The organism is Vagococcus elongatus, from assembly GCF_003987645.1.
Lineage (GTDB): Bacteria > Bacillota > Bacilli > Lactobacillales > Vagococcaceae > Vagococcus_A > Vagococcus_A elongatus.
Genome location: NZ_NGKA01000001.1, coordinates 176,104 through 202,614 on the forward strand (window position 1 = coordinate 176,104; position 26,511 = coordinate 202,614).

Here is a 26,511-nt window from a genome sequence, read left to right on the forward strand (position 1 = left end):
ATGAATGAAAATATTATCCTATAGTTGATTAATTTCAGTCAAAAGTATTTAAATCAATGTTCAATTTATTCCTATGAAAATAGTTATCTTAATTGTTAAATTAGTATTAACCAGTTTAACTTCGTTTAATATATATTATGTAAACTTGTATATTTTTGTTTGTAATACAGTCTATTTTGAAACATGGGTTCAAGTTTTTAAGCTTCTTGTCCAAAACTCCCTCCATCAAAAAAATATACCTTTATCAACAATATTGTATGTAGCTATATAGAGATAAGCAAGTAGAAAGATGATTATACGATCTACTCGCCTATTTTCTTTATTCTTTCTTTTGGTATTTCTCAAGAGATTTAGCAAGGTCGGCCACATAATCTTTTGAACGTTCCGTATTAATTTGAAGAGTATTCATTACTAATTCTTGTACTAATCCCTCAATATCGGCTTCAGCCCATTTATCATATTCTTCAATTAGGATTTTGTCATCTAATTTTGCGAACGTGTAAAAATCGCTATCTCCAAAGTATAGGTTGTAATGAATAACTCCTTCTTTTTCACGAATTGACAGGAATCCTTGAAGATTAATTCCAGGAGTGGGTCTTAGGGATGAACTTTTTTCATAGTTAAAAAAGTATGTCCCATTGTCTTCTGGTATCTTTTGATAATTACTAATTATCATTCTGTCCGAGGCGTTCACGACACCTTCTAATTCATCTTCGTAGCTACTATAATGTTTTTTAAAGTAGCCGTTGTTCGAACGATATTCGTCTGAATAGTCTGTTATTGCCTTAATTTTGAATAATGTTTTATAGCTACCTTCACTCATCAGAAACTCAACCCTTAGAATTTTGACTTCGCTAGTATATGGGTTAATCCCGATATATAGACCAGGTAAATCTGTTATGTCTTTTCGCACTCTATCTGTTTCAGCATCTTCTTTTTCCTCACGAAGCGTACTGATCACACTTTGCATAGTAAGTTGTGCCGCCACACTCTTTTGTCTGAACACTAACATTGATCCTAACAAGATTCCTATTACGATAACTAAAGCTGTAATTGTCATATTGGTTCTGTTGAATTTGTCCATTTTAAAATCCCCAAATTTATTCATTTTAAATTCTCCTCCAAACATTCTTTAGTATAATTGAAAAGATAATAATATACAATATTTTTTTAAAGTGTGCCATTAATGAATTTTACTTATGATAGATATACTCATGTTTGACTTATTGACTTATCAACTTTTATTAAATAACTTTTAATCTCTTGAATGACATTTTTTGACGCTTAAAATTATTTTCTCAATATTTTATTACAACAAACATTTAAATAATTCTTTTTAGTACTTGGACCATTACAAACATTGAAAGATTTTTCATATGAATTTTCTATTTCTATTGAATTAGTTTTTTGGACTAAATAGATTTATTTTATTATTTTTCCATAACCCATGTCAAAACCATGTCGTTCTCAATATCGAATACATATTAGTTAAAAAGGCAAAACAAAAAAGACAACCGAGTATGGTTGTCTTTTTTGTTTTCTGTTAAACATTTCACAGAGTTGTAATTTTATTGTTTCCAAAAATTAACCGACGCATCATCAGACTCTTTTAAACGAACAAAATTTCTTAAAGAATCCTGTTGCTTTTCAAGTTGGCGTAGTTTATCAACCCACGCCACAGCTTTTGGATAACTTTGTAAGGATTCAATAAATGTCTGATCTGTCAGTACTTCAAAGACATCTAGCAATCGATAAAAGCCGTCACTGCAAAGGATAATTGCATCAATTTCTTCAACTGGGAACGTATGATAGCCAATTTCACTTAATCCCTTCATCGTAGGATCAAGTATTGGATAGCCTTCTTCAGTGTTTCTCTCATTTCTGAACTTTTGGAGCAGCGGATTGATTTTCTGTCGTCCTTCTTGAAAAGATAGCCCTTCCTTTAAATAGCTTTTGATTTCATTGATGGCAAGTTGTTCGTTAGCTTCAAGCTTTTCATCGATAAAAATATGCTCTTGCTCCCCTTTTTTGATTATTAAAGGAGAATCTCCTACGATGGCAAATTCTGCAATGTGATTACGGATTTTAAAGCAACTTAGTGTACAGGAAGGCAAATCTGACTCTTCCACCGCAATATCTGTGCCTATATTATGGAAATAAGCTTCAGAAGCGGACGTTAATGCTTCTGAAATATTTTGTTCCAAGGATTGCTCATCATCTGCTTCAATCTTTTCAATCAACTTAGTTCCTAATAAATGACTCCAATACTGTGCATCTGTGTTCCCAGTCGTAAATTTTTTATTGTTCAGACCGGTCGCTCCATCTAAAAGAACACCAAAATCACCGGTACCATAAACAAAGTCTTCGTTAAAAAGATTCCCTCGATCGGTAAAATAATAAAACATCTGTCCCCTCCTTCTGTCTGCCTTTAGATTCTATTGCAAAATGGTCAGTTTACTAACTTAAATATTTTTAATAAAATCCAGCGTAGGTTTCGTTTTGTTCAACGGAACCAGTTGTCCATTTTTTACAAATCCCTCTTCTCGATTGCGCAGCTCTTTAATCAATTGATTTCTCAGATAAGATAGTATTTCTTGATGTGCCGGTTCATCGGCAAGATTGACGCATTCGTCAGGATCTTCCACAAGATAAAATAGCTGTTCTTCGTTCCTGACGGAAAACCAGATATATTTATATTCTTTAGTTAAAATATACTGACTGGAATCCTCACCAAAGCTGTGTTCCCCATGAAGATAATTTCTTGTCGTAAACTCTTGCTGATAGATAGAATTTTTCACACTGATACCATCAATGTCGGCAACTTTTTGGCCTGCAGCCAAATCAATCAAGGTCGGATAAATATCTCTTAGCTCTACTATCTCATAAATGTCTTTAATTTGTCCATTAAGGAGGTGTCCGGGATCATACAAAATACAAGGAATATGAATGCTTCCCTGATAAGGATAAGCTTTCCGAAATAAATGATGCTCTCCTAGTTGATCTCCATGATCTGAAATGAATAGAATGATTGTATTTTGGTCAAGTTGGTGTTCCGTCATAGCCGTGAGGAAACGACCAATCTGATGATCAATATGGGTAATGGAACCATAATAACCAGCTCGGAATCGGTTCATTTCTTCTTGAGAGTATTGACCCTTTAATGCTGTGGTATCGTATGGAGAGTCGTTTCCATTTTTTTTCGCCCATTCTCCCACTTTGATTTCAGGAAAGCTGTCTTTCCTAGCCATGTACATGTCGAAATAATATTCCGGTGGATTTAGCGGGGCATGGGGACGAGTGAAAGACATCTTTAGGAAAAACGGCTGTGTCGGGTCTCGTCTTTTCAAAAAATCAAGGGATTTTGTTATGACCCAATTTGTTGGATGCAGGGCTTCTTCGTACATCCACGGTCGTGCCACCCATGAATTACAGTCCATACCGTCATCTATTAAATCGGCGTCCGTCCCCTTTTTTTCTCTAAGCCAGCTTAGATAGTCATCGGTTTGTTCAAATTGTGAGCCATGTGGCTTATAGTATTTTCTCGATTCGTGAAGGTAACCATCATGCAGTGTCACATGTTCAAATCCCATTCTTTGCCTTTCTGGATAGACATGCATTTTACCGACGGCTTCTGTTTGATACCCCAACTCAGTAAATTCTTTAGCAATAGTTTTTTCGTATTGCCATGGAATATTATCTTCATAGCCGACCCTGCCGTGATTTTTTTGATTAAGGCCAGTCATTAATGCCGCTCTGGAAGGAATACAAGTAGGGACGGCACTGTAAGCATGATGAAAATTAAAACCTTGACTAGCCATCATGTTCAAATTTGGCGTTGAAACAATCGGATGACCATTTATTCCTAAACAATCATACCGCAGTTGATCTACCATTATCAGCACCACATTAGGTTTCTTTTGTCTGTTTTCTTTCATCTTTCTCCCCTCTTTTTAAAAATTTTCAAAATAAGTTACCTTTTAACTATGAATGTATGACCTTTGGCACAACATCTACCTAAGGTCATACATCTTTTTTTGGGTTATTATTTCTTCAAAATTATTTTTCGGATGAAAAAGCAGATAAACCTGCCCCAATCAATCCTGCGTGATTGTCCATTTGACTGATTGAAATCTTAGTTGGCCGCTCTTTCTGTGCAGGAATCAACAATCGATTTAATTTCTTTTGAATCACATCCAGCATGTCAGGATTCTTTTGAATCACACTGCCGCCTAGAATTATGTTTTCAGGATCAAGGAGACAAATCACACTATAAAGTCCAAGAGCAATCGTTTCTGTCCAATCTTCCACTAATTCTGATGCCTTTGGATCTCCCGTACGATAACGGAAAAAGATTTCTTTTGCTGTGATGGTTCCATCATTATAAAGTAATCTTCCAGTCTCAGCCAACGCTGGTCCGGAGGCCAACTGCTCCAGTGTTAAATACTGATTACCTTTAATTTTTTTGATCGGAAGAAGACCAACTTCACCGGCAAAGCCTTTGCCTTTTTGAAAGCTTCCTCCTTTAATGATAGCCGAAGACACTCCGGTACTGATGGTGAAAAATACTAAGGTGTCCTCTTTTCCCAGGTTAGCATGCCACCATTCTGCATAGGCTGCCTGATACACATCATTATTTATGGCGACAGTTTCACACATCACATAGTGTTTGGTCAATCGTTCTCTCAGGGGAAAGTTGGTCCATGGAAGATTATTTTGAAAGACAGCTATACCTGCTTCAACATTGACTAGACCCGGGACCCCGATTCCCATACTAAACGGGTGATTAAGGATGCCTGATCGGTCGATAACTTTATCGACTGCTTCACACACCGCTAAAAACATCTCCTCAGAATCTTCAACCCTGCTGGGGATGACAATTTCATGGGAAAATGAACCGTCTTGGTTAACCAGTGCTGCAGCTATTTTAGTTCCGCCAATATCCACTCCGATAACATTTTTCATCTTTCATTACCTCTCACTGATATTTTCTGTTATAGTCCCACATCAACATCAAAAGTCCGGCTAATCCGATAAGCATGCTGACTAAACCTGAATAGCCAATGTATTTTTGTCCTCGAATGACTAAATATAGAAAACAAAAGAAACTGATGATTTTGATGATTATCAAAACTCTCTTATTCATGGTAATCCCTCCAAATGATTTCACCAGGAGCTAAGTGGACGATTTCCTTTTGATCATTGTTCAAATAAACTAAGGCTTCTTCAGGCTGATCATGATTATTGACTACAGCATATTTACCAACTTCCGGGTATGCGTGCACTTCCACTGATGGATTTTCACTATACCACTGATAAAGCTCTTTTTCTTTGCCCGCTGCATAAAATAATGCCCGGAGAAACAGTGCACTGTTAGCTGGTGTGTATGGTAAACCAGAAAAGTATACCCCTCTGCCCTGCCCAAAATCATGGGTAGCTAGTTGGACTGAATCTTCCTCTATACGTAAAATTTGTGTTGCTTCGCTTAGAGCATAGATGTTTTTCTTTCCTTCACCAAACTGGATATCACCACTATTGGCAGTGATAAAATGGTCATCTGTTTCCTTGTTAAAATATTTATCTGTCGATAAAGTAAAGCCACGTTCTTTCTCAACACCTAAAATTGACGCGAGTTGGAAATACCGGCCATTTTGTTGATAGGCACTTGGGTCTCCTACACCAATAAAACCGCCCCCATTATGAACCCACTGAGTAATTATTTCAATCAGTTTCACATCTTGCCAATGCGCGCCACCAGAAAAAGCGGTGGCCTCATCTCCTGCATTGATCAAAACATCGATGTCTTGCGGGACACCGTCCTTAAGGTCATCAAAATTTAAGAAGACTACCTCTACTTTTTGGCCCGAAAGTGCTTCTAGAACACCATTATATGAATAGATTTGACGATACCATAAGGCGTGAGCCACCATGTGCGTTTGCCAAGAACGTAATTTTCCCCAAGCATTCAAAATACCGACTGTTAGTCCAGTATAGGGCTTAGATTGGTCAATATTATCATACAACTCCCGGAACTCATCGGCAACTTTGCCCACATAATCTACAAACTTTGGAAACTGGTTGGCCAAGCTCAGGTAACCTCCGTAACCGATCCGGTCAACAGGTTTTCTCAGAATTGCCCGTCTGGCAGTCAGCCAATTTTCCTTTGCTTCTACTGTGGGATCATTGCCTTCATAGAAAACATCGGGGAAAAAATATGGTAGAAATCGTCCTTCCGTATACTTGACATGAGGGATTTCAGAAATCAGACGTAATGTGGTGCCGTTTCCCACACTGCCTACAACCGCATCCATACCAATTTCGTGGAAATGGTCGCCATAAGGTTCTGTCCCAATCCAGTTATCTCCTAAAAACATCATCGCTTCTTTGCCGCTCTTATGGACTTGTGCAACGAGTTTCCCTGCTTCTTTACAAACAAATTTTTGAATAAATTCAATGTAATCCAAGTAAGATTGAGAAGGCACACGGAAGCTTGAATTATAATACCCTTCATCTACAAAATCCTCTGGCGTCAATGCATAGCCGTATTCGGCTTCAAATGCTTCAAGTGTGGCCACTGAAACAGTACTGCCATAGCCAAACCAGTCAACAAATTTCTCTTTGCCCAGCTGATTGAAAAACAGTGTGAAATGATAGAAAAAGGTCGTAAAACGCACCACATCCGTGTCAGGATTGTCTTCTAGCCATTGGACTAAATAGTCCATCATATATTTTTGAGAATGTGGTTTGCGGACATCGAAGGGAATATCATGTGGGATGTCTCCCCAATCATTCGTAATATGATTATACATCTGAGTAGGGTCCCAAATCATATAAGCCAGAAAAGACACCGTATACTCATGAAATGGCTTGACATCAGTTAAGTAAACATCATTTGTTTCCTGATTAACTTTCCATTGATCTGTGTCTATCACTTCTCCTGATGTCCGGTCGCGAACTTCCCAATACTTCTTAGGATCATCATCGTAATTCGGCAGAATTTGTTCTGCAAAAAAGCCTTCTAATAAATTGATTGTTACTTTGCCTGCGCCGTCTGATAGGCCACGTTCGCTTAATAAATAGATTTGTTGTACCTCATCCATGTGTTTTTCGACAAAGTCGTTGTGGTTACGTGCGACAAAATAAGTTGTGTATATTTTAGCTTCTAGTTGTTTTAGTGCTTCGTCCAATTTAGTGCCATCGCTGTCACGGATAGCATCGGCTCCCCAGATCTCCATCAATTTCTTCGTCTCTGCAAGGTAATCTCTTTCACTTGGGATGGTTAAGCGTCCTGTTTTTTTCATATGTATCCTCCTATTCCTTCGTTCCGCCAACTGTCATACCCTGAGTCAACTGTTTTTGAACAAGGATGTATAATATCAGTGTCGGCAACATAACGATAACTAAACCAGCATATAATTGCCCGTAGTTGGCCGCCGCTTTTTGACCTGCCATTAAATTAATCAACCCGACTGGCAGTGTTTTATTTTGTCCGGGTAAAAGAGTTAAAGCAATGATATATTCATTCCAGAAACTAAGGAAATTAAATAAAATCACTGTGATAATACTTGGTTTAGCTAGCGGTGCCATCACTGTAATCAACGTTTTGAAATAACCTGCCCCATCGATATAAGCTGCTTCCTCATAAGAAGTGGATAATGTGCGGAAGTAATTTGACATCAAATAGACAGTGAATGGCAATGATGTGGCAGCGTAAACAAGGGCAAGAATGAACAGATTATCAATCAGAAATCCTGAACCTAGATGTTGTTGCAAAAACTTGTCCCCATCCAGCAACATTAGAAATATAGGTACCACGATGTAGTTGGAATTAATAAATAATCCCATCATAATCAGTGTGTTAATTGGTTTTCTTACTTTGAATTTAAAACGTGCCAGTACATAAGCCGCCGGCAACGCAACGCTAACCAAAATAAGTAATGCTAACAGTGTCACGATTAGCGAATTTAGCATATACGTCCCCATGTTGGCTTTTTCAAATGCTTCAATAAAATTTTGGAAATAGAAGCCTTGTGGCAATGTCCAAGGATCACCGTAAAACTCATTATTTTGTTTGATGGAAGCTAGAAAGACCCAGGCGATTGGGACAATAATAGAAACCGCCAGTGTGATAAGCGCTACATAAACAAACACTTTATAGAGACGATTTTTTCTTTTGTTCTTCATAGTCCAATCCTCCTAAAACTCATAGACTTCACGTTCAGTAATTTTATTTAATATAGCTGACAAGATAAATGAGAAGGTAAAGACAATCACACCGATTGCCATTCCATATCCGAATGATGAGTTTGTATACGCCTGTTTATACATATAACTCAAAAATACTTCTGTCGAACCATCTGGACCGCCGCCGGTCATAGCTTTTACTAACAGAAAACTCAAATTAATCGTACTGATGACAAAAAATGTCAATGTCGTCCGAATAGTATTCCAAGTTAACGGCAGTGTGATGTCAAAAAACTGTCGGACCGCCCCTGCCCCTTCCAAGGAGGAAGCTTCATAAAGACTCTCGGGAATGGACGCCATGGAGGCCATATACATGACCATATAATAGCCGATTGCTTGCCAAATCAGTGCAAAAGCAATACTATAAATGACGATTTTTTGATCTCCCAACCACATTCGTTGCAAGCCGTCTAATTTTAACATTCCCAGCAAATTATTAAGCAGTCCGCTCGTCGGATCGTAAATCGCTGAAAAAATAGCCGCGATGACAACAATCGACAAAATATTAGGGATGTAAAATATGACCCGGAAAAAGTTGACGCCTTTGAATTTCTCACGTGTGAGAATCGAAGCAAATATCAAGGCTAATGCTAGCGTGATAATCGTTACGAGGACGATAAGTAAAATTGTATTCTGAAAGGAACGCATAAACATCATGTCTTTAATCAAAATTTTAAAGTTGTCTAGCCCAACGAACTCTTTTTCGGGAGAATATCCTCCCCATTTGAATAGGGACATGAAAAATACAGTGAGTGTCGGATAAAAAATAAAGATGCTGACCAGTAATATGGCAGGAAGTAAACATAAAGTAATAAAAATGTTTTTTTGTTTTCTCCTGTTCATAATTGTCACCTCGTTTTATGTATTTTGCATTTAATTTATATTTTAAATAATTCTAAATTAATAATGTCGAAAAAAGTTAAGCTGAGGCAGTTGTTGCACCTCAGCTCACTCTGAGACTATTCTGCAGCTTCTCTTAGTTTTTCTGCTGTTTCCACTACAGTTTTTTGCCATTCGTCGACGCTCTTGTCTCCGGATACTACACTATTGATCGTGCCATATAAAGCATCATGCATGTTGACACCTTCAACTGTTTCAGCACTTGAAAATCCGCCCATGACTGCTTTAGCTCCATCATCATAGATACTATAGAATAATTTGTTGTCACCGTCTAGCTTGTCGGACATACCTTGAATTGGCTGAATAGCGCTAGCCTCTTTAAAGATGTCTGCCGCAATATCTGAGTACATGAAAGCAATAAAGTCTTTGCCATCTGCTTTATTTTCAGCACCGGAAGGCATCCAAATTTGTTCAAAGAATGTGTAAGAATAGCGATCACCGTCTGCATTTTCAGCTGGTAAAGAAGTCATTCCCCACTTAAAGCCGTCAGCACGAGGCGCATCTTTCATTTCTTCAGGCACCCATGTACCATTAGGCATGAAAATCGCCTTGTTATCAAGAATCAATTGTTGATTTTTAGTAAAGTCTTGTTGGTTGGCATTAGCAACGGTCGTTTCAGCTGTATATTCAGCCAGTTTTCCAACAATCTCAAAAGCTTTAGTAGCTTTATCTGAATCCCAAGACCCTTTTTCATAGTTCATGGTACTGTTGAAAAGTTCTGGTCCGCCAGTGGCAGATAATAAGCTAAAGAAGAAAGAGTCCATATAGCCTGCTACCGGATAAGTGAACAATGCAATATTTTCCTTTTTAGCTTTTTCACCTAACTCCCACATTTCGTCCCAAGTTTCTGGTACTTCCCAGCCTTTTTCTTCTAGTAATGCTGCATTATAGAAAAGTCCAGTTGGGGAATAAAACATTGGCATCAAGTAAGTTTTCCCATCGTTATACGGGTTGGTTGCTAAAGTTTCTGTAAATCCGGGAATCAGTTTGTCAGAAACTTTGTTGTCTTCACCTGGCACTGTCATAGAAATGACATCAGTTAAATCCTCTAAATTTTTGTCCTTAATGAACGTTTCTGTCAGTCCTGCTTCTCTTCCGGTTGCCAATAAAATCACGTCTGGAAAGTTTCCTGCCTTCATGTTGGGACTGATAACGTCTTCAATCTTTTTGTCAAGAGTCAGTTCGATTTCTACATCTGGATTTTGTTTTTCATAAGCATCCTTCATTTTGTTCCACATATCTGCCCCATAAGCTGATTCCAGTGCAGCTACTTTAACGACTTGTTTTCCGTCAGCAGCACCAGTATCTTCCGTCTTATCTTTTTTATTTGATCCGCACGCTCCCAGTAGTAAACCGCTTAAAATTAAAACTGATGTTAAGCCAAAGAATTTCTTCATGACTGCTCCTCCTAATCTTTTATGAATTAAGTATAGCATCTAAGAAAACGGTTTAGTTTCGAACTATTGGTTATTTTTTTATATATATTGATGAAACCGATTTAAGCATATTTATATAAACATTATGAAGAGTGGCGATATTTTTTACGATATTTCATTGGAGTCATCCCAACTTCTTTTTTAAAGGCTTGATTAAAATATGACTGGGAGGTAAAACCGTTGATCAAAGATATTTCTGAAATTTGATATTCCGTATTTTCCAATAAATTTCTAGCATTATCAATCCGTTTTTTCATCAAGTAGTTCATCGGTGTAGTATCAAAATTTTGTTTAAAGGTATGAATAATATAAAACTTATCCAAATGTACCTTATCTGAAATGTCATCCAACGACAGCTGTTCTTTGAAATGTTTATCGATAAAATCTTTGATCAGAGCACTATCCTTGCCGACACTTTTATTTTCGACAGGAATCAATGTGAATTTTTGGTCACGATAAATTTGTATAAGAATCATTTCTGCTAATCTTTTCAGTGCCGCATCACTGCCCCACTTGTTTTCATTCAGTTCCTTGATTGCCATTTTAAGTAACGGAAGTAATTCGCCGGAATACTCATGAAAAATAAAATGGGAACGATTTTCCTGAACTGTTTTTTCAAATTTTATATTGTTGATGCCGATCACAATATACCATAAAGGAAATTCTCCAGAAGATGTTTCGGTATGCTGGACATAGGGATTGACTATGATAATATCGTTTCGCTGAATGGGATAACGTTCATTTTCAACGAGAAATTCGCCTTTTCCGTTCAATACGATTAAAACTTCAGAAAAATAATGAGAGTGTAAAGATGAATGCCACTCGGTTTCCGTATATCTGGAATGCCTTATATAAATCAACTCGCTTTTAGCTAAAAAACTTTCTATATTGTCTGACATGAATTTTCCCTCCTTTAACTGAGAAGACAGACCACTGAGAATCAAAAAAATTTCATTAGCTACAGGATATCAAAAAAACGAGGTGATAGACAAGGATAATCTTTCACTCGCCAAAAAACTCTTTTCATGCTGATTGAGTTGATATTAAACAATTTTTTTAAAATTAACGTAATCAAAAACAACCTGTCGACCGTTATTCTTGTTGGTCTTTCAGGTTGTTCAAAGATTTAAGAGAGTGTTTCTTGATATTTTTTCAATAATGTTCTTAATATCGGCACTAGGATAATATAAAACCCGATATTGCCAACAGCATGCAAAAAGTCAAAAGGAACACCTTGTAAATAATAAGCTAAGAATGACTTCATCCCATAGATTTGAACATCAACGATGGAAAAAATGAAACCATAGATAAACCCAGAGAAAAAACTAACTATCGATTGAAGCACGAGACTTTTTTTAAAATAACTTATTTTACCTAAAATCCCAAAAAGAATTATAATAAACGTATAACTTATCATTTGCCCAATCATCCAAGACCCCATCCCCATATACAGATTGGTAATGGTCATCGTTGCTAAACAAACAATCAATCCTCTAGTGATACCTAGATAAAGTGTAATGATCAAAAAAATCGCTGTCGCTGGTTGAACATTAGGAATGGCTTGAAAGGCCGTTCGACCAACGACACATGCTGCAATCAACAAGCCTAAATAAGCAATCTCTTTAATTGAATAAATTGGCTTTTTCGGCTTATTTGAATTGAGCATATGTAAACACGACCTTATCCCCTTCATTCAGGATAGTATCTTCTGCCCCGGTCATCACTTCTTCATCATTTATTTTATAGGTCCAAAAGAAATTCTCTTCAGCTTTTTGTTCGACTCCTTCAACAGAAGTGATAAAGCCACCCTCTTCAACGATATCAAAATTTTCTTTCATTACGCTCATCAATGATGAGTCCGATGGTACTTGTAACTCTTTATCCGCAATGGTGTTATCTTCTTCAACAATTTTAATAAAAACATTGATTTCTTCTTCACTTTGTTTTTGCTTGGTTACTTCAGTTGTCGTGGCAGGTGTAGATTCTGTCGTCGTTTTTGGCGTAGAACATGCACTGATAAAAAGTATAGTCATGCACAACAGTGAAAGGAATAGGTTTTTTTTCTTCATAATATCCTCCTCTTAATAAGCTTCAGAAATATACATAGTCTTTCGAAAATAAACTACAAAACATCATTAACACTCTAAAAAAAAACATCAAACAGGAAATTAAAATTATATTTAATCTTTTTTTAATGCTAATGGATTATAACTTGACAACGTTTACAATAGATCGGATTGATTTATGAGTACAAGCTGCTCATCAAAACCAAAGTTTGTTTTATTTTTTACGCCACCCCCAAAAATTTTCTTGATGTGGGAAAAATAAAACAGTACTAACACTTTTGAGAAATGTTTCGTACTGTTTTAGATAGTTCAAATATAAACTTTGTCTATCAAACATAAAAACAATCTTCCCCAATAGAATTGTTTTTATTTTTTGTGAGGTATGTGTCGGATTCGTGCCAATCTTCCTTCTACATCCATATCAAGAAAGATCGAAGAGTTTTTGAACCTTATACCTTACAATTAAAAATATGAAATTTTCAACCAATGTCATTATAAAAGTTTTCACAATAAAATGCAATTAATCTCTTAAATCTGACAAAAAAGGGGGATTTATTTTTGATTATTCAGTTAAATTCCATAGGTTAGAATCAATAAATATACAAAAATGTACAAAAAAAATTCAGATTAATTCTAACTTTTTTCCAAAGAAGTTAAAACATTTGTGGGATAGACACCGTAAAAACAGTTCCTTTTCCAACTTCGCTTTCTAATTCAATCGTGCCTTGCATTAGTTTGACATAATTCGCAACGATTGCTAGTCCCAAACCTGAACCTCCAGTATTTCTTTGCCGAGATTTACTCACTCTGTAAAATTTTTCAAAAATTCTTTTTTGTTCTTCTAGAGGAATACCGACACCATTATCTATGACTTTAAGTACTAAATGTTTGTTTGAAATTTGAAGCTTTAGAGTGACATTTCCCCCGACTTCAGTGTAATTCACAGCATTTTCTAGTAAATTTTTAATGATAGGTTGGAAATGTTCTCTTGGAATAGGCATCACATCTGCTTCATCACTAATTTCTTGGGTCACTGACAATTCCTTGGATAAAATTTGCGGCATATAGTGCTCTACCTCTTCTTGAATCACCTTTCCAGCAGGCATCCAAATAATTGAATCCACATCAAATTCTTGTTCTGTACGCATGATAAGTAAAATATTTTGAATTAAGCGGGACAAACGTCTAGCCTCTTTATCTATAATCTCTACAAATTTTCCACTGACTTCCGAATCTTCAAGAGCCCCATCTAGTAACGTCTCAGTGAAGCCTAGAATAGAGGTTGTCGGAGTTTTTAATTCATGAGAAAGATTACGGATAAAATCACTATGAAGTTGTTCGATTTTTCGGATATCAGTGATATCATAGAGAATTGCCACCAATTCCGTATTTTCCCCTTCAGAAAAATACAAAGGTTTAACAACGATATTAAGATATCTTTCAAAAGGAAAAGAAAAATAGACTTCTTTCTGTGCTTCATGTTTCGTCTTTTCTGCTTTTTTTAGCAAATGATTCAGTTCTTCTTCTAGCCCATCCGACTCCCTTATCAAATCCTTGGCGACCTGATTCAAATTCCGACTCTGGTCTTTTGTTTGAAAAATCACCACGCCGATTGTTAAATTTTCAAGAATAAATGCTAGTTTTTCCTCGCTGAACAACTGTTGGAAATAAAGTTTGTTGGTACTTTTCATTAATTGATTCAGCGAATCATACAAATTGGACCACTCTTGAGATTGGATTTCGATTTTTTGTCTGTTTTCAGGATGCCGCAGAAACTCTTGTATCACTGGTAAAGCATATTTTAAAGGACGACGGCTCCGACTCTCCAAATAAAACTGCAAGTAGTAAACTGTGCCAAACAAAAAAACAGTCCCAACTATTAGCCCCCATTTAAGACGATTGAGAGATCCTTCGATGCCATAATATTTGTCAGACAAACTGATAATACCCACTAATTCGTAATCTTCTCGTATTTGCTTGCCAGTATGAAGAACATCGCTCCCTAGAGCACTGCCCTTATCTAAAAAGCTAGCTTTTTCATGATTATCTTTTAAAAGTGCTTCTATTTCAGGCGTTTGAGACAATACTTTTTCAGAATTTTTGTTTTTATCAGAATCGTAAAGAATCACACCAGTTGGATCTAAAAGAACCAAACGCTGTGTATCGTCAATTGTTGACGACATTTTCAGAAAGGTATCATCCGTCCAATTCTCTTTTTCCGTTAAGTGATAGCTTCGTATGAGCCAATCTGTTTCTTTAAACAGCATCTCTGTTTGCTGGGCTATTCCCTGTTGAGTAAAAAAATGTTGAATCAAAAAAACTGCCGCAAAGCAAAGTAAGACAAAGATAAAAAAAAGTTTCATTTGTTTTCTTTTGCTTCGTGTCATTTTTCCGGCTCCTGAAATTTATAGCCAAATCCCCTAACAGTTTTTAAATATTTCGGTTTTTTGGGATTATCTTCAATTTTTTCTCTCAAATGACTGACGTGAATATCCACGGTTCTCGATTGATCATAGAAATAATCATCCGACCAGACTTGAGCCAATAAAGTTTCTCTGTCAATGATACGCTCTTTACGTGCCATGAAGTAAACAAGAAGTTCAAACTCTTTGCGGGTCAACTCGATAGGACTTCCCTTTTTTTCCACGATAAATTTTCCAGGGTAGGCGACTAAGTCCCCTACTTTTAGTACCTTCTCTTCTTTTTTTTCTTGGGTTTCTTCAGGAGTCGATTTTTCAGTATCCACACGTCTCATGATCGTTTTCATTCGTGCAATGAGCTCTCTTGGACTGAAAGGTTTAGTCATATAATCATCTGCACCGATCTCCAGACCAACAATTTTATCTACTACATCATCCTTAGCGGTCAACATTAAAATAGGTGTGTTTATATTTTTTTGACGTAAAATTTTTACTATTTCGAATCCGTCAAGTTTTGGAAGCATCACGTCTAAGATAATAAAATAAAAATCATTGGTGGTTCCTTCTTCTACAGCTTTCTCACCGTCATGGGCAACAACAACCTCATAACCTTCTTTTTCAAAATGATATTGTAACAAAGTAGTAATCGACGGTTCGTCATCTACAATCAATACTCGTTTCATTTTTTGACCTCCTCATAAAATAAAACTGTGCATATAATGTGAGAACATTATAGCACAGTCGAAAGGGGGGCTTCTATCTATTTTACTGTTTCCACGTTTCCTTCCAAATCTCGAGATATTTTCATGGAAGTGATTGGGATATAATTAAGTTCTGCAACAACATTTTTTTGAACATCTTCTGTCATGATGTAATCAAGGAAAGCTGTGATGTCTGATGACGCATCTTTCTCTGTGTACATGTGCTCATAAGACCAAATTTTCCAGTCATTCGTTGCCACATTTTCTTCAGTCGGTTCTACGCCGTCAATTTTCAACGGGTTTAAAGAATCATCGAAGTATGAAAAGACAAGATAGCTGATAGCACCGGGAGTTTCAGCAACAATTTTCTTCACAGTCCCTGAAGAATCCTGTTCTTGAGACGCTACAGATTGTGCGTCGTTCAGACCCCATTTTTCAAATGTTGCCCGTGTACCACTTCCTTGCGCCCGATTGACAACAACAATTTCTTGATCTTTTCCGCCAAGTTCTTTCCAGTTTTTAATTTTTCCTGTGAAGATGTCGATTAATTCATCATGACTAACATCGTCAACACCTACATCTTTATTGACAACAGGCCCCATGCCGACCACGGCAACCTGATGATCTTTGATGGCTGAACTGTCGATTCCTTCTTTTTCTTCTGCAAACACATCTGAATTTCCGATATCTACTGCTCCTGTACTTACTTGAGTCAGTCCAGTCCCGCTGCCGCCTCCTTGCACAACGATGGAGTAGTTAGGATGATCCGTCATATAAATTTCAGCGATTTGTTCCACTAAGGGCTGCAAGGCAGTAGAACCCACTGCTGTTATTTCGACTTTTTTGTTATCATTTCCTTGAGATTTGTCACTAGAACCTGAGCCGGATTCAGCCGTTTCTCCCCCGCCGCAAGCTCCTGTGATTAGTAAAACAGCTGCCAATAGTCCAGCTATCCCGATTTTTTTCATAATAATTTTTTCTCCTTTTCCCTTGTGGGTTTGTATATTAACTCTAAAAGAATAATACCAAGCTCATGTAAAAAAGAAGATTGGTTATTGTAAAATCTTTGTAAATTTGCATTAATTTGACATAAACCGTAATAATCTTTGCTATTTTTGAAAAAATAAGTACTGTGACCACTTCTTTAAGAATCAAAAAAAATGCATGTTTAAGTCAGAGATGGGACTGCTTCGTCAATATAAAATATTCTGTGATGTGTCTTTTCAATGAACTAACAGTTTACAATCGAGCTTAAAAAAGAGAGAACAGCAATAGTATTAACAAAGTCCTAATGATATTATGATATTAGAAGGGGTGATAATGATGAACTTAGCAGAAACCATTAACAAGTTAAGAAAGCAAAAAGGCTTGACACAAAAAGAAGTTGCCCGTGCACTCAATATAAGTCCGACGGCAGTCAATAAATGGGAAAAAGGAACAACGAGCCCAGATATTGATAATCTTTTGCCTTTGTCAAGATTATTAAATGTTAGCGTTGACGATTTATTGAAAGATGGAAGTATGTGCACCTCAGAACAATTGCGCACGTACGTATTGGAAGTATTTCACTTGATTGAACAGGACTCTTTTTTACAAGCATTTAATCTGGCAACAAGTTATTTGGATGATTATCCGAATGATCTTGCCTTACAGACTAACTTACTCAGCATGCTCCTGACTTCTCACTATGGGCGCCAGAGTGTAGAGCAGCATGAGGTTGCTAAAAGCATGCACTCTCTCGTAACAAATAATTTTAACGAAATCGACTATTCATTAATAGAGGTGCTGATGAAATATTATCTATCGATTGAAGACTACTCGCGTGCAGAGGAGATATTGGAATTACTGCCGAAACAGAGCCCCCTTTATTCCAGCCTAAAAGCAGATTTTCATAGAAGCATTGGCGATTACCCCACTGCTTATAAAACATACGAAGAAATACTTTATGGCAGCCAACTAATGATTAACAATATATTAATATCCCTGAAACTTATGGCTGAGAATGAAGGCAATGAAAACATGGCCGCCTATTACGTAAAAAAAAGAATAGAGATGCTTGATGCTTTTGAAATAGGAAAATTTGCGCAGTTAGGCGCACTATTAGATGATCCAAACACGGATTTAATGAACTATCAAAATATCAAGGAATTACTGCATTCTATACCTACACTAGATTCGTTTGTACGGAGCAAACTATATTCACATATGACATTTAATATTGAAGAGAATCATTTTTTATATCAGCAAATTTATCAAGACTTCTTAGCCGATTTGACAGACGAAGAACAAAAATTTGATCTTAGCGATGAAGAGCGAGAAAAATTAATACAATTCATTGAACTGGAGTTAAATAAGCTTTCTTCCGAAAACAACTAAAAAAATCATTTAATATCATGTTTAACCTAAACACCACTTTGTGTGTGCAGACTAGTGTTAATTTTTGTTTCCTTATTCTTCTACTCAGCTAAGAAAAACCACTAATTAAAAAAGGACCTGTCATAATACAAGTCCTATGGTTAAACTATTTTCTTTCTAAAAACATCTGAACACATCAAGGTCAGATTAACTGTGATACCATACGGTTCTGCCATTTAATTCCTGCAGAGGTCGATTATTAAAAGAATCACTAAGATGATTTTTTAATTTCTGAAAATGTTTTTGAGTGATGTTTAAACTATCAGAAAAGACAAACCACTTCACATTCCCTCGTGTAGGCGGCGTTGTCAAAGAACCCTGATAATGAAAATAACTTTTTTTATCTGGCAGCAACATTGCAGGATTTAATGCCACATGTTTTTTTGATTCATACCACTGACTGTCAGCCGAAGAGTGATTTTTCAACACGTCTTCTTCCACTGCTTCTACGTTGAAAAGTACACCTACCACGACGATTTCATCTTGAGCATTTCGGTGGACTAAATGAAACTCCAACTGACTTTGCTGATTATTGATGTGGTGTTCGCTAGGAATATGGTAATGAATATTGTGCAAGCGATAAGTACTACCATCAACTACGAGCGTATTCTTGAAACCAGTACTCTCCAGTTGCAGTGTATGATTATAATAGGATTTTCTAAATATTTCTTGTGTATATGAAAATTCGACTAAATTTTTGTCCAACGTACTGGACTTTTTCATAGCTAAATGAATAGGAGATTGGTAGCCGGTATTTTCAGCTGTACAAAAATCATGGCAAAGTTGTGCCCAATTTTCAGGTCCTCTCTCTTTACTTGAATAATCCCACTGGGGAATGAAAGATTTTGCAGTACTTTTCAAAAGACCACCCGCCTTATCTTTTATCCATTTGTAGAAACCATGGATAGCATATGATTTATTTTATCTTATCAGAAAAAAATTGACGAATAAAAAGCCTGCTCTATTGCTAGTCGTTCTTAGCAGCCCTATTTCAACCGGTTTATTTCAGCCACTCTCTTGGGTTTTCTTTCCATTCTTTCAGTAAATTAACATCGTTTTCATGAATGATATTTTTCTCTAGAGCCACGTTGATCAGTGTAGTATAGTTCGTCAACGTTTCAAAAGGCAAGTCTAATTCAGTGAAGTTTTTTATACTGTCAGGCAATTCATAGGTAAAGATAGCAGCAACTCCCAGTACATTTGCGCCTTCATTTCTTGCGGCTTCAGCTGCTTCAAGGACACTGCCCCCAGTAGAAATAAGGTCTTCGATAATCACCATTTTTTGCCCTTCGGTTATCTTTCCTTCAATCTGATTGCCCTTTCCGTGTTTTTTTGCAGCACTGCGAATATAAACCATGGGCAAATTCAATATGTCAGCCACCCATGCGGCATGAGGGATACCTGCGGTGGCAGTTCCTGCAATGACTTCAACCTCCGGATAGTTCTTTTTGATTATTTCAGCTAGATTAGCGGCAACTTCTTTCCGAATGTCAGGGTAGCTCATGATTACCCGGTTGTCGCAATAAATCGGACTTTTAATTCCGCTGGCCCAAGTAAAAGGCTCCTGTGGTTTTAGACTTACAGCTTCAATAGTTAACAAATGACCGGCAATTTTGTTTGCAATACTCATCTTAAATTTCTCCATTCCATTCTTTTTTAATTGACAGATAGCTTTCATATGGGTGCTCTGATCGTGTGATTGGTCTTCCTACAACGATATAACTGGAAGATAATTCTCTAGCCTTTGCTGGTGTGACCACCCTTTTTTGATCACCTACACTGGCACCTTGAGGACGAATCCCTGGTGTCAGACAAACGAAGTCTGAACGGGTCGCTTCTTTGATATCAGCTGCTTCAAGAGCTGAACAAACCACGCCATCTAATCCGCTGATTTCAGCACTTTTTGCATAGTGAAGTACACTTTCCTTTAGAGAGCAGCTCAACCCTTGGTCAGTATGCATCTCTTCCTCAGATGTTGACGTCAGTTGTGTCACAGCGATTAGTACGGGAGGTTTTCCATCACTGCTTCCTTCTTTTAAGCCGTTGAGAGCTGCCGCCATCATCCGTTTTCCTCCCGCTGCATGAACGTTGGTCATATCCACACCTAATCGGGCAATTCCCCTCATGGCACTTTCTACCGTATTAGGGATATCGTGCAGTTTCAAATCCAAGAAAATATCGTGTCCTAAAGATTTGAGCCAATGGACAATTTCGGGACCCTCTTGATAAAATAATTCCATTCCAACTTTCACGTAGAGTGATTCTTCTTTGGGAAAATAAGACAAAAATGTTTCAATTTCCTGTCTATTAGGAAAATCCAATGCAACGATTGGTCGATGATTCATCTTTAGCGGGCCTCCTTCACATCTCTAATTAATTGTTCTAACGTTTCAATTCCCAACTCATCCATTCTTGCAGGTAATCCTTCAACTAACTTGGGACAAATATATGGGTCTGTAAAGTTTGCTGTGCCAACAGCGACAGCGCTAGCGCCTGCCATATACATCTCTAGGACATCATCCACTGTATACACGCCGCCCATCCCAATGATCGGTATATCAACGGCACGTGACACTTGATGAATCATTCTGATAGCCACTGGTTTAATCGCTGGACCAGAAAGTCCGCCTGTCTGGTTGGCTAAAATCGGCTGACGTGTGGTCAAGTCAATTCTCATACCCAGCAATGTATTAATCATCGTCAATCCGTCTGCCCCTGCCACCTCTATTTCCTTAGCGATAGGCACGATATCAGTGACATTGGGAGATAATTTAATGTAGACGGGAACTTTTGCTACTTCTTTTACTTTATAAGTTAAATCTGCGGCTACTTTTTTATCTGTGCCAAATGCAATACCGCCTGATTTGACATTCGGACAAGAAATATTCAGTTCGATTGCTTTGACATTTGGAGCATCGCCAATCCGGGCACAAACTGCAACATAGTCTTCCACTGATGAACCGGCAACGTTAGCAATAATCGGCACATCATACGCCTCTAAAGCTGGCAATTTTTCGTTCATGATGATATCCAAACCAGGGTTTTGCAACCCAATGGCGTTGAGCATACCGCTAGGAGTTTCAGCCACTCTCGGCGTAGGGTTACCCTCTCTTGGCTCAAGCGTTGCAGCTTTAATCATGATTGCACCTAATTTACTCAGGTCATAATAGGCAGCATACTCTTCACCAAAACCAAAACATCCGCTGGCAGGTATGATTGGATTTTTTAATGACAATCCCGGCAAACTGATTTTCAGTCGATTCATAGTACTACCTCCCCTGTTTTAAAGACTGGACCTTCATCACACACTTTTTTCATTGACAAAGACTGGTCTTTCTCATCTTTGACATGGCAAACACAAGCATAACAAGCACCGACACCGCAAGCCATCCGCTCTTCCATGGAAATATAGGCACGGGGATGGTCATGAAAAACATCATCGACTTTCGCCAACATCCCTTTAGCACCACAAGCATAGACTGCATCAGCTTTGATTTGAGGCAAATGTTTGTCAAGCGACATACCTACATGCCCCTTCTCGCCGAAAGAACCGTCGTCTGTTGAAACAATGACGTCGCCTAATTTTTTAAATTCATCCACATAGTAGACGACTTTCTTTGACGCATAGCCTAAAAATGAAATTACCTTTGCCCCTCGTTCGTGAGCTTGTCTGGCTACTTCATATAAGGGCGGAATACCAATACCCCCTCCAACAATGACCACCACTTCATTTGAAGTGATTTCTTCAACAGGAAATCCGCTGCCTAAGGGTCCTAGAACATCCATAGTTTCACCGGAAACCATTTCGCTCATGTTTTTCGTCCCATCTCCTTCAACCCGGTAAATAATCGTACAACGCTTATTTTCACGGTCAATGCTAGAAAGACTGATTGGACGTCTCAATAATAAATCTGTCCTAGATGGTTTACAATGAATAAACTGACCCGGTGTTGACATTTCATTTACTAACTCCCCTTGAAGGACCAATTCAAAAATTTTTGGTGCAATCATTTTTTGCTGCACAATTAGCATGTCTTCCTGTTTCAATACACTCGCTCCTTTTTTAAAAACCATTTTTACAGACTCTCAAGCAAAAATTGTTGTGATTCAATGACTTTCAAAACAGCATTTATCGTATCCAGAGAAGTGAACAACGGCACACCATGCTCAACAGATTCCCGCCGAATCATAAACCCGTCGGAATTTGTCTGGCGCGACTTATCCATAGTATTTACGACAACTTGGACGGTGCCTTCTCGAATGATATCTAGGACATTTTTACCGTTTTTATTGATTTTAGCGACAGTTTCTACATAAAGTCCTGCTTTAGTAAGAAATTCAGCTGTCCCTTCTGTTGCAAATAGTTTAAATCCGATGTTTGCAAAACGTTTGGCGATATCAATGGATTCTTCTTTCGTCTCATCTGCAATAGTAAATAATATTGACCCATGATGAGGCAAATTCATATTGCTTGCTTCAAAAGCTTTGTACAACGCTTTTTCAAGAGTTTTATCCGTACCCATCACTTCACCGGTGGATTTCATTTCAGGTCCCAAATAGGTGTCTACACTTTGCAATTTTGCAAATGAAAAGACGGGAGCCTTCACGTGAACAAGGGGACTATTGTGATAAAGTCCACTTTCATACCCTTGGTCAGCCAGTGAGTTGCCTAGAATCGTTTTTGTTGCCACTTGTGCCATAGGAATACCTGTTACTTTACTTAAAAACGGCACTGTCCGACTGGCACGGGGATTGACTTCTATCACATAAACTTCATCTTTGTGAATAACGTACTGTATGTTCATCATACCATAACAGCGCAGACCTAAGGCAAGACGTTTAGTGTAATCGATAATCGTCTCGATAATTTTTGGCGACAATGTTTGCGGCGGATAAACAGCAATGGAGTCACCAGAGTGGACGCCGGCTCGTTCGATATGTTCCATGATTCCCGGTATCAAAACATCTTTTCCATCACAGATAGCATCTACTTCGCACTCTTTACCAATCAAATAGCGATCGATCAACACAGGGTGCTCAGGAGAGGCCTTGACAGCTTCTTTCATATAAGACATCAAATCAGCTTGATTATCGACGATTTCCATGGCTCGTCCCCCTAAAACATAGCTAGGGCGAACCAATACAGGATACCCGATTGTCTCAGCAATCTGTACAGCTTCAGAAACACTGGTAGCTGTATCGCCTAATGGCTGAGGAATATTCAGGTCTTTCAATGCTTGCTCAAACAAATCACGGTTTTCTGCTAAATCAAGATCATCAATATTCGTACCGATGATCGGCACACCCGCTTTATCCAGAGAGTCTGCCAAATTGATGGCTGTTTGTCCGCCAAACTGGACGATGACTCCTTTGAGTTGTTCCAAGTCTACCACGTTCATCACGTCTTCAAATGTCAAAGGATCAAAGTATAACTTGTCAGAAATTGAAAAGTCAGTGGAGACTGTTTCAGGATTATTGTTGATTACGATTGCCTCATAACCCAATTGCTGAATCGCTTTTACTGAATGTACTGTGGCATAATCAAACTCGACTCCTTGCCCGATTCGAATCGGACCTGACCCCAGAACCAAAATAGATGGCTTGCCTGACGGCCGACTTTCATTTTCAAAATCATACGTACTGTAGAAATAAGGTGTTTTTGATTCAAATTCAGCAGCACAACTGTCCACCATCTTATAGACAGGTTTTAAATCATTTTCCAGTCTTAATTTTCTGACTTTTTCTTCAGTGGTACTCCACAGCTCTGCAATTGTTTTATCTGAAAAGCCATATATTTTTGCTTTTTTGAGCGTCACCAGATTGAAAGAGTTCTCAGCCAGTTCTTTTTCTATTTCGACTATAAATTCTAAACAGTCAAGGAATAACAAATCAATTTTTGTCATATCGAAAAGTTCCTCAACAGTGTAACCTCTTCTAAGAGCCTCTGCCAGATAAAAAATCCGGTCATCTTGGGCACGAATGATTTTATCACGCAATTTTTCTTCGCTGGCTTCCACCGTTTCTGTTAACTTTAGGTGAGTCGTTCCAAGTTCTAATGAACGGACAGCTTTTAAGGTAGCTTCCGCCAAATTTCGACCGATTGCCATGACTTCCCCTGTAGCTTTCATCTGTGTCCCTAGATGGCGCTCCCCTTTTTCAAATTTATCAAAAGGCCAGCGGGGGATTTTTGCCACCACATAGTCCAAAGTTGGCTCGAAGACTGCAAAAGTGGTTTCAGTGACTGGATTTCTAATTTCATCCAGTGTCAACCCGACGGCGATTTTTGCTGCCAGTTTAGCGATTGGGTAGCCAGTCGCCTTACTTGCCAAAGCAGAGGAACGGCTGACCCGAGGATTGACTTCAATAACGTAATAGTTGAAACTTTCAGGATCCAATGCCAGCTGCACATTGCAGCCTCCTTCGATTTCCAATGCTCGAATAATTTTCAGTGAAGCGTCTCTTAACATCTGGTGTTCCACGTCTGTCAGGGTTTGACTGGGGGCGTAAACGATAGAATCTCCTGTATGAATACCCACCGGGTCGAAATTCTCCATATTACAAACAACGATGGCATTATCTGCAGAATCACGCATCACTTCATATTCGATTTCTTTATAGCCTGCAATACTTCTTTCAACTAAACATTGTGTTGCAGGAGATAATTTTAAACCATTGCTGGTAATCTCTGTTAATTCAGTCAGATTGTGACACATACCTCCACCGGTTCCCCCAAGGGTGAATGCCGGACGCACAATCAACGGAAATCCGATTTTTTCAGAAAATTCGATTGCTTGTTCAACAGTATTTACTATAGTGCTTTCCGGAATAGGCTGTTCCAACTCTTCCATAAGCTGTTTAAACAAATCCCGGTCTTCAGCTTTGTCGATCGCTGACAGCTTAGTTCCTAGTAATTCCACTTGATACTCATCTAAAACTCCTGATTTTGCCAGCGTCATTGCCATATTAAGACCAGTTTGTCCGCCAAGAGTTGGCAATAAAGCGTCTGGGCGCTCTTTACGAATGATGCGGGAAACAAATTCTTCCGTAATAGGTTCAATATAGACTTTGTCAGCAATTTCTTTATCTGTCATGATTGTTGCAGGATTGGAATTCACTAAAACTACCTCATAGCCATCTTCTTTTAGGGAAAGACATGCTTGGGTTCCTGCGTAGTCAAATTCTGCTGCTTGTCCGATGACGATTGGCCCGGAACCGATGACCATAATTTTTTTAATATCTGTTCTTCTTGGCATCAGAGGTCTCCTTCCAAGTATCCATTAATTTTATAAATTTTCCGATAACATGCTGTCCGTCATGGGGTCCCGGCGCAGCATCAGGATGAAATTGTACAGAAAATGCTGGGTCTGTCTTATGTTTCAAGCCCTCAATACTGCCATCATTGATTTCCAAATGTGTCACCACTAAATCTGTATTTTCAAGGGACTGTGCCGAAATAGCATAGCTGTGGTTTTGAGAAGTAAAATCAATAGTCTTCGTTTCAAGGTCTCGCACGGGATGATTACTGCCTCTGTGGCCAAAGGGCAGCTTATAGGCAGTGGCACCATTGGCTAAAGCAAACAATTGGTGCCCAAGGCAAATTCCAAACAAAGGCACTTTCCCTTGAATTCCTTGTATCAACGGAAGAGCTTCTGGTACATTTTCTGGATTTCCCGGACCATTACTCAACAACACACCGTCAGGAGCTAAATTGAGGATATCTTCTGCTGAGGTATTATATGGCACAACGGTAACCTGACATTGATATCTGCTTAACTCACGCAAAACACTGTGTTTTAAACCGAAGTCCACAACGACAACATTTTTACCTAATCCAGGGTTTGGATAAGGTTTAGTCGTGGATACTTCAGCCACCAGCTTGGATGACATCACGGTTGCCTTCAGTTGATCCAACGCGTGAGCCGGATCTGTTTCCCCATTGATGATACAAGCCTTCAGCGTGCCTTTTTCACGAATTTTTTTTGTCAGCATCCGTGTATCGATTCCTTTAATGCCCGGAATGTCTTTTTGTTTTAAGTATTCATCCAAACTAACGCTGGAGCGCCAATTAGATGGTCTTCTTGCAAGTTCTCTCACTACTACCCCGTGGCAGCTAGGTTCGATTGATTCAAAATCATCACGATTGATACCCGTGTTACCGATTAAAGGATAGGTGAATACGATAATTTGTCCGTTAAAACTTGGATCGCTTATTTCCTCTTGATAGCCAGTCATTCCTGTCGTAAACACTAATTCCCCAGTGCTGACATTGCTTGAACCAAATCCTTCTCCTTCAAAAACTGTGCCATCTTCTAATAGTAGTAATCTTTTCAAA

Annotated in this window: 23 protein-coding genes; 1 reads left to right on the forward strand and 22 read right to left on the reverse strand. The window is 38.2% G+C overall.

Going from position 1 to position 26,511, the window contains the following annotated elements; all coding sequences use genetic code 11:
- Nucleotides 1-319 precede the first annotated feature (319 nt).
- The 15 genes from CBF29_RS00780 to CBF29_RS00845 form a co-directional block, all read right to left on the reverse strand.
- On the reverse strand, nucleotides 320-1,108 hold the full coding sequence (locus CBF29_RS00780) for a hypothetical protein (RefSeq protein WP_126806249.1): 789 nt from the start codon (nucleotides 1,106-1,108) through the stop codon (nucleotides 320-322).
- A gap of 460 nt (nucleotides 1,109-1,568) precedes the next feature.
- Nucleotides 1,569-2,405 (reverse strand): PP2C family serine/threonine-protein phosphatase, encoded by an 837-nt coding sequence (locus tag CBF29_RS00785; protein WP_126806251.1) that lies wholly within the window; start codon nucleotides 2,403-2,405, stop codon nucleotides 1,569-1,571.
- A 57-nt stretch (nucleotides 2,406-2,462) separates the two neighbouring features.
- Nucleotides 2,463-3,935, reverse strand: a complete 1,473-nt coding sequence (locus CBF29_RS00790) for an arylsulfatase (protein WP_126806253.1) — start codon at nucleotides 3,933-3,935, stop codon at nucleotides 2,463-2,465.
- 121 nt (nucleotides 3,936-4,056) lie between these two features.
- A complete protein-coding gene (locus CBF29_RS00795; RefSeq protein ID WP_126806255.1) occupies nucleotides 4,057-4,962 on the reverse strand; it encodes an ROK family protein in 906 nt (301 codons plus the stop codon).
- Between the two features lie 13 nt (nucleotides 4,963-4,975).
- Complete coding sequence (locus CBF29_RS13655; RefSeq protein WP_170169947.1) at nucleotides 4,976-5,143, reverse strand: DUF6903 family protein; 168 nt, start codon at nucleotides 5,141-5,143, stop codon at nucleotides 4,976-4,978.
- The gene (gnpA, locus tag CBF29_RS00800) at nucleotides 5,136-7,298 is read right to left on the reverse strand and encodes a 1,3-beta-galactosyl-N-acetylhexosamine phosphorylase (protein ID WP_126806257.1); all 2,163 of its coding nucleotides are present in this window, start codon (nucleotides 7,296-7,298) and stop codon (nucleotides 5,136-5,138) included. The genes CBF29_RS13655 and gnpA overlap by 8 nt, the downstream gene beginning before the upstream one ends.
- 10 nt (nucleotides 7,299-7,308) lie before the next feature.
- Complete coding sequence (locus tag CBF29_RS00805) at nucleotides 7,309-8,181, reverse strand: carbohydrate ABC transporter permease (RefSeq protein WP_126806259.1); 873 nt, start codon at nucleotides 8,179-8,181, stop codon at nucleotides 7,309-7,311.
- 12 nt (nucleotides 8,182-8,193) lie between these two features.
- Nucleotides 8,194-9,084, reverse strand: coding sequence for a carbohydrate ABC transporter permease (locus tag CBF29_RS00810; RefSeq protein WP_126806261.1), 891 nt, complete (start codon nucleotides 9,082-9,084; stop codon nucleotides 8,194-8,196).
- Nucleotides 9,085-9,200: 116 nt separating this feature from the next.
- Nucleotides 9,201-10,538, reverse strand: a complete 1,338-nt coding sequence (locus CBF29_RS00815; RefSeq protein WP_126806263.1) for a carbohydrate ABC transporter substrate-binding protein — start codon at nucleotides 10,536-10,538, stop codon at nucleotides 9,201-9,203.
- A gap of 122 nt (nucleotides 10,539-10,660) precedes the next feature.
- Nucleotides 10,661-11,476 carry a helix-turn-helix transcriptional regulator gene (locus tag CBF29_RS00820; RefSeq protein ID WP_126806265.1) on the reverse strand — a complete coding sequence of 272 codons (816 nt, stop codon included), beginning with the start codon at nucleotides 11,474-11,476 and terminating at the stop codon, nucleotides 10,661-10,663.
- Nucleotides 11,477-11,703: 227 nt separating this feature from the next.
- The gene (locus CBF29_RS00825) at nucleotides 11,704-12,243 is read right to left on the reverse strand and encodes an ECF transporter S component (protein ID WP_126806267.1); all 540 of its coding nucleotides are present in this window, start codon (nucleotides 12,241-12,243) and stop codon (nucleotides 11,704-11,706) included.
- Nucleotides 12,227-12,646, reverse strand: coding sequence for a DUF4430 domain-containing protein (locus CBF29_RS00830; protein WP_126806269.1), 420 nt, complete (start codon nucleotides 12,644-12,646; stop codon nucleotides 12,227-12,229). Before CBF29_RS00830 ends, CBF29_RS00825 begins: the two co-directional genes overlap by 17 nt.
- A 650-nt stretch (nucleotides 12,647-13,296) precedes the next feature.
- On the reverse strand, nucleotides 13,297-15,030 hold the full coding sequence (locus CBF29_RS00835; RefSeq protein WP_126806271.1) for a sensor histidine kinase: 1,734 nt from the start codon (nucleotides 15,028-15,030) through the stop codon (nucleotides 13,297-13,299).
- Complete coding sequence (locus CBF29_RS00840) at nucleotides 15,027-15,746, reverse strand: response regulator transcription factor (RefSeq protein WP_126806274.1); 720 nt, start codon at nucleotides 15,744-15,746, stop codon at nucleotides 15,027-15,029. Before CBF29_RS00840 ends, CBF29_RS00835 begins: the two co-directional genes overlap by 4 nt.
- A 77-nt stretch (nucleotides 15,747-15,823) precedes the next feature.
- Nucleotides 15,824-16,732, reverse strand: a complete 909-nt coding sequence (locus CBF29_RS00845; RefSeq protein ID WP_126806276.1) for a phosphate ABC transporter substrate-binding protein PstS family protein — start codon at nucleotides 16,730-16,732, stop codon at nucleotides 15,824-15,826.
- Nucleotides 16,733-17,087: 355 nt separating this feature from the next.
- Between CBF29_RS00845 and CBF29_RS00850 the strand changes: the two genes are divergently transcribed.
- Nucleotides 17,088-18,140, forward strand: coding sequence for a helix-turn-helix domain-containing protein (locus CBF29_RS00850; protein WP_170169948.1), 1,053 nt, complete (start codon nucleotides 17,088-17,090; stop codon nucleotides 18,138-18,140).
- 186 nt (nucleotides 18,141-18,326) lie between these two features.
- On the opposite strand, the gene CBF29_RS00855 is transcribed toward CBF29_RS00850, so the two are convergent.
- The 7 genes from CBF29_RS00855 to CBF29_RS00885 all read right to left on the reverse strand — a co-directional run bounded on the left by CBF29_RS00855 (nucleotide 18,327) and on the right by CBF29_RS00885 (nucleotide 26,510).
- Nucleotides 18,327-19,040 carry a carbonic anhydrase family protein gene (locus CBF29_RS00855; protein ID WP_170169949.1) on the reverse strand — a complete coding sequence of 238 codons (714 nt, stop codon included), beginning with the start codon at nucleotides 19,038-19,040 and terminating at the stop codon, nucleotides 18,327-18,329.
- A gap of 139 nt (nucleotides 19,041-19,179) precedes the next feature.
- On the reverse strand, nucleotides 19,180-19,809 hold the full coding sequence (pyrE, locus tag CBF29_RS00860) for an orotate phosphoribosyltransferase (RefSeq protein WP_126806283.1): 630 nt from the start codon (nucleotides 19,807-19,809) through the stop codon (nucleotides 19,180-19,182).
- Between the two features lies 1 nt (nucleotide 19,810).
- Nucleotides 19,811-20,524, reverse strand: a complete 714-nt coding sequence (gene pyrF, locus CBF29_RS00865; protein ID WP_126806285.1) for an orotidine-5'-phosphate decarboxylase — start codon at nucleotides 20,522-20,524, stop codon at nucleotides 19,811-19,813.
- Nucleotides 20,525-20,526: 2 nt separating this feature from the next.
- The gene (locus tag CBF29_RS00870) at nucleotides 20,527-21,444 is read right to left on the reverse strand and encodes a dihydroorotate dehydrogenase (protein WP_126806287.1); all 918 of its coding nucleotides are present in this window, start codon (nucleotides 21,442-21,444) and stop codon (nucleotides 20,527-20,529) included.
- Complete coding sequence (locus CBF29_RS00875) at nucleotides 21,441-22,226, reverse strand: dihydroorotate dehydrogenase electron transfer subunit (RefSeq protein WP_245987218.1); 786 nt, start codon at nucleotides 22,224-22,226, stop codon at nucleotides 21,441-21,443. The genes CBF29_RS00870 and CBF29_RS00875 overlap by 4 nt, the downstream gene beginning before the upstream one ends.
- A 29-nt stretch (nucleotides 22,227-22,255) precedes the next feature.
- On the reverse strand, nucleotides 22,256-25,432 hold the full coding sequence (gene carB, locus CBF29_RS00880; protein WP_126806292.1) for a carbamoyl-phosphate synthase large subunit: 3,177 nt from the start codon (nucleotides 25,430-25,432) through the stop codon (nucleotides 22,256-22,258).
- Nucleotides 25,410-26,510: a carbamoyl phosphate synthase small subunit gene (locus CBF29_RS00885; protein ID WP_126806294.1), complete on the reverse strand. Its 1,101-nt coding sequence runs from the start codon at nucleotides 26,508-26,510 to the stop codon at nucleotides 25,410-25,412. The genes carB and CBF29_RS00885 overlap by 23 nt, the downstream gene beginning before the upstream one ends.
- Between the last annotated feature and the right edge of the window lies 1 nt (nucleotide 26,511).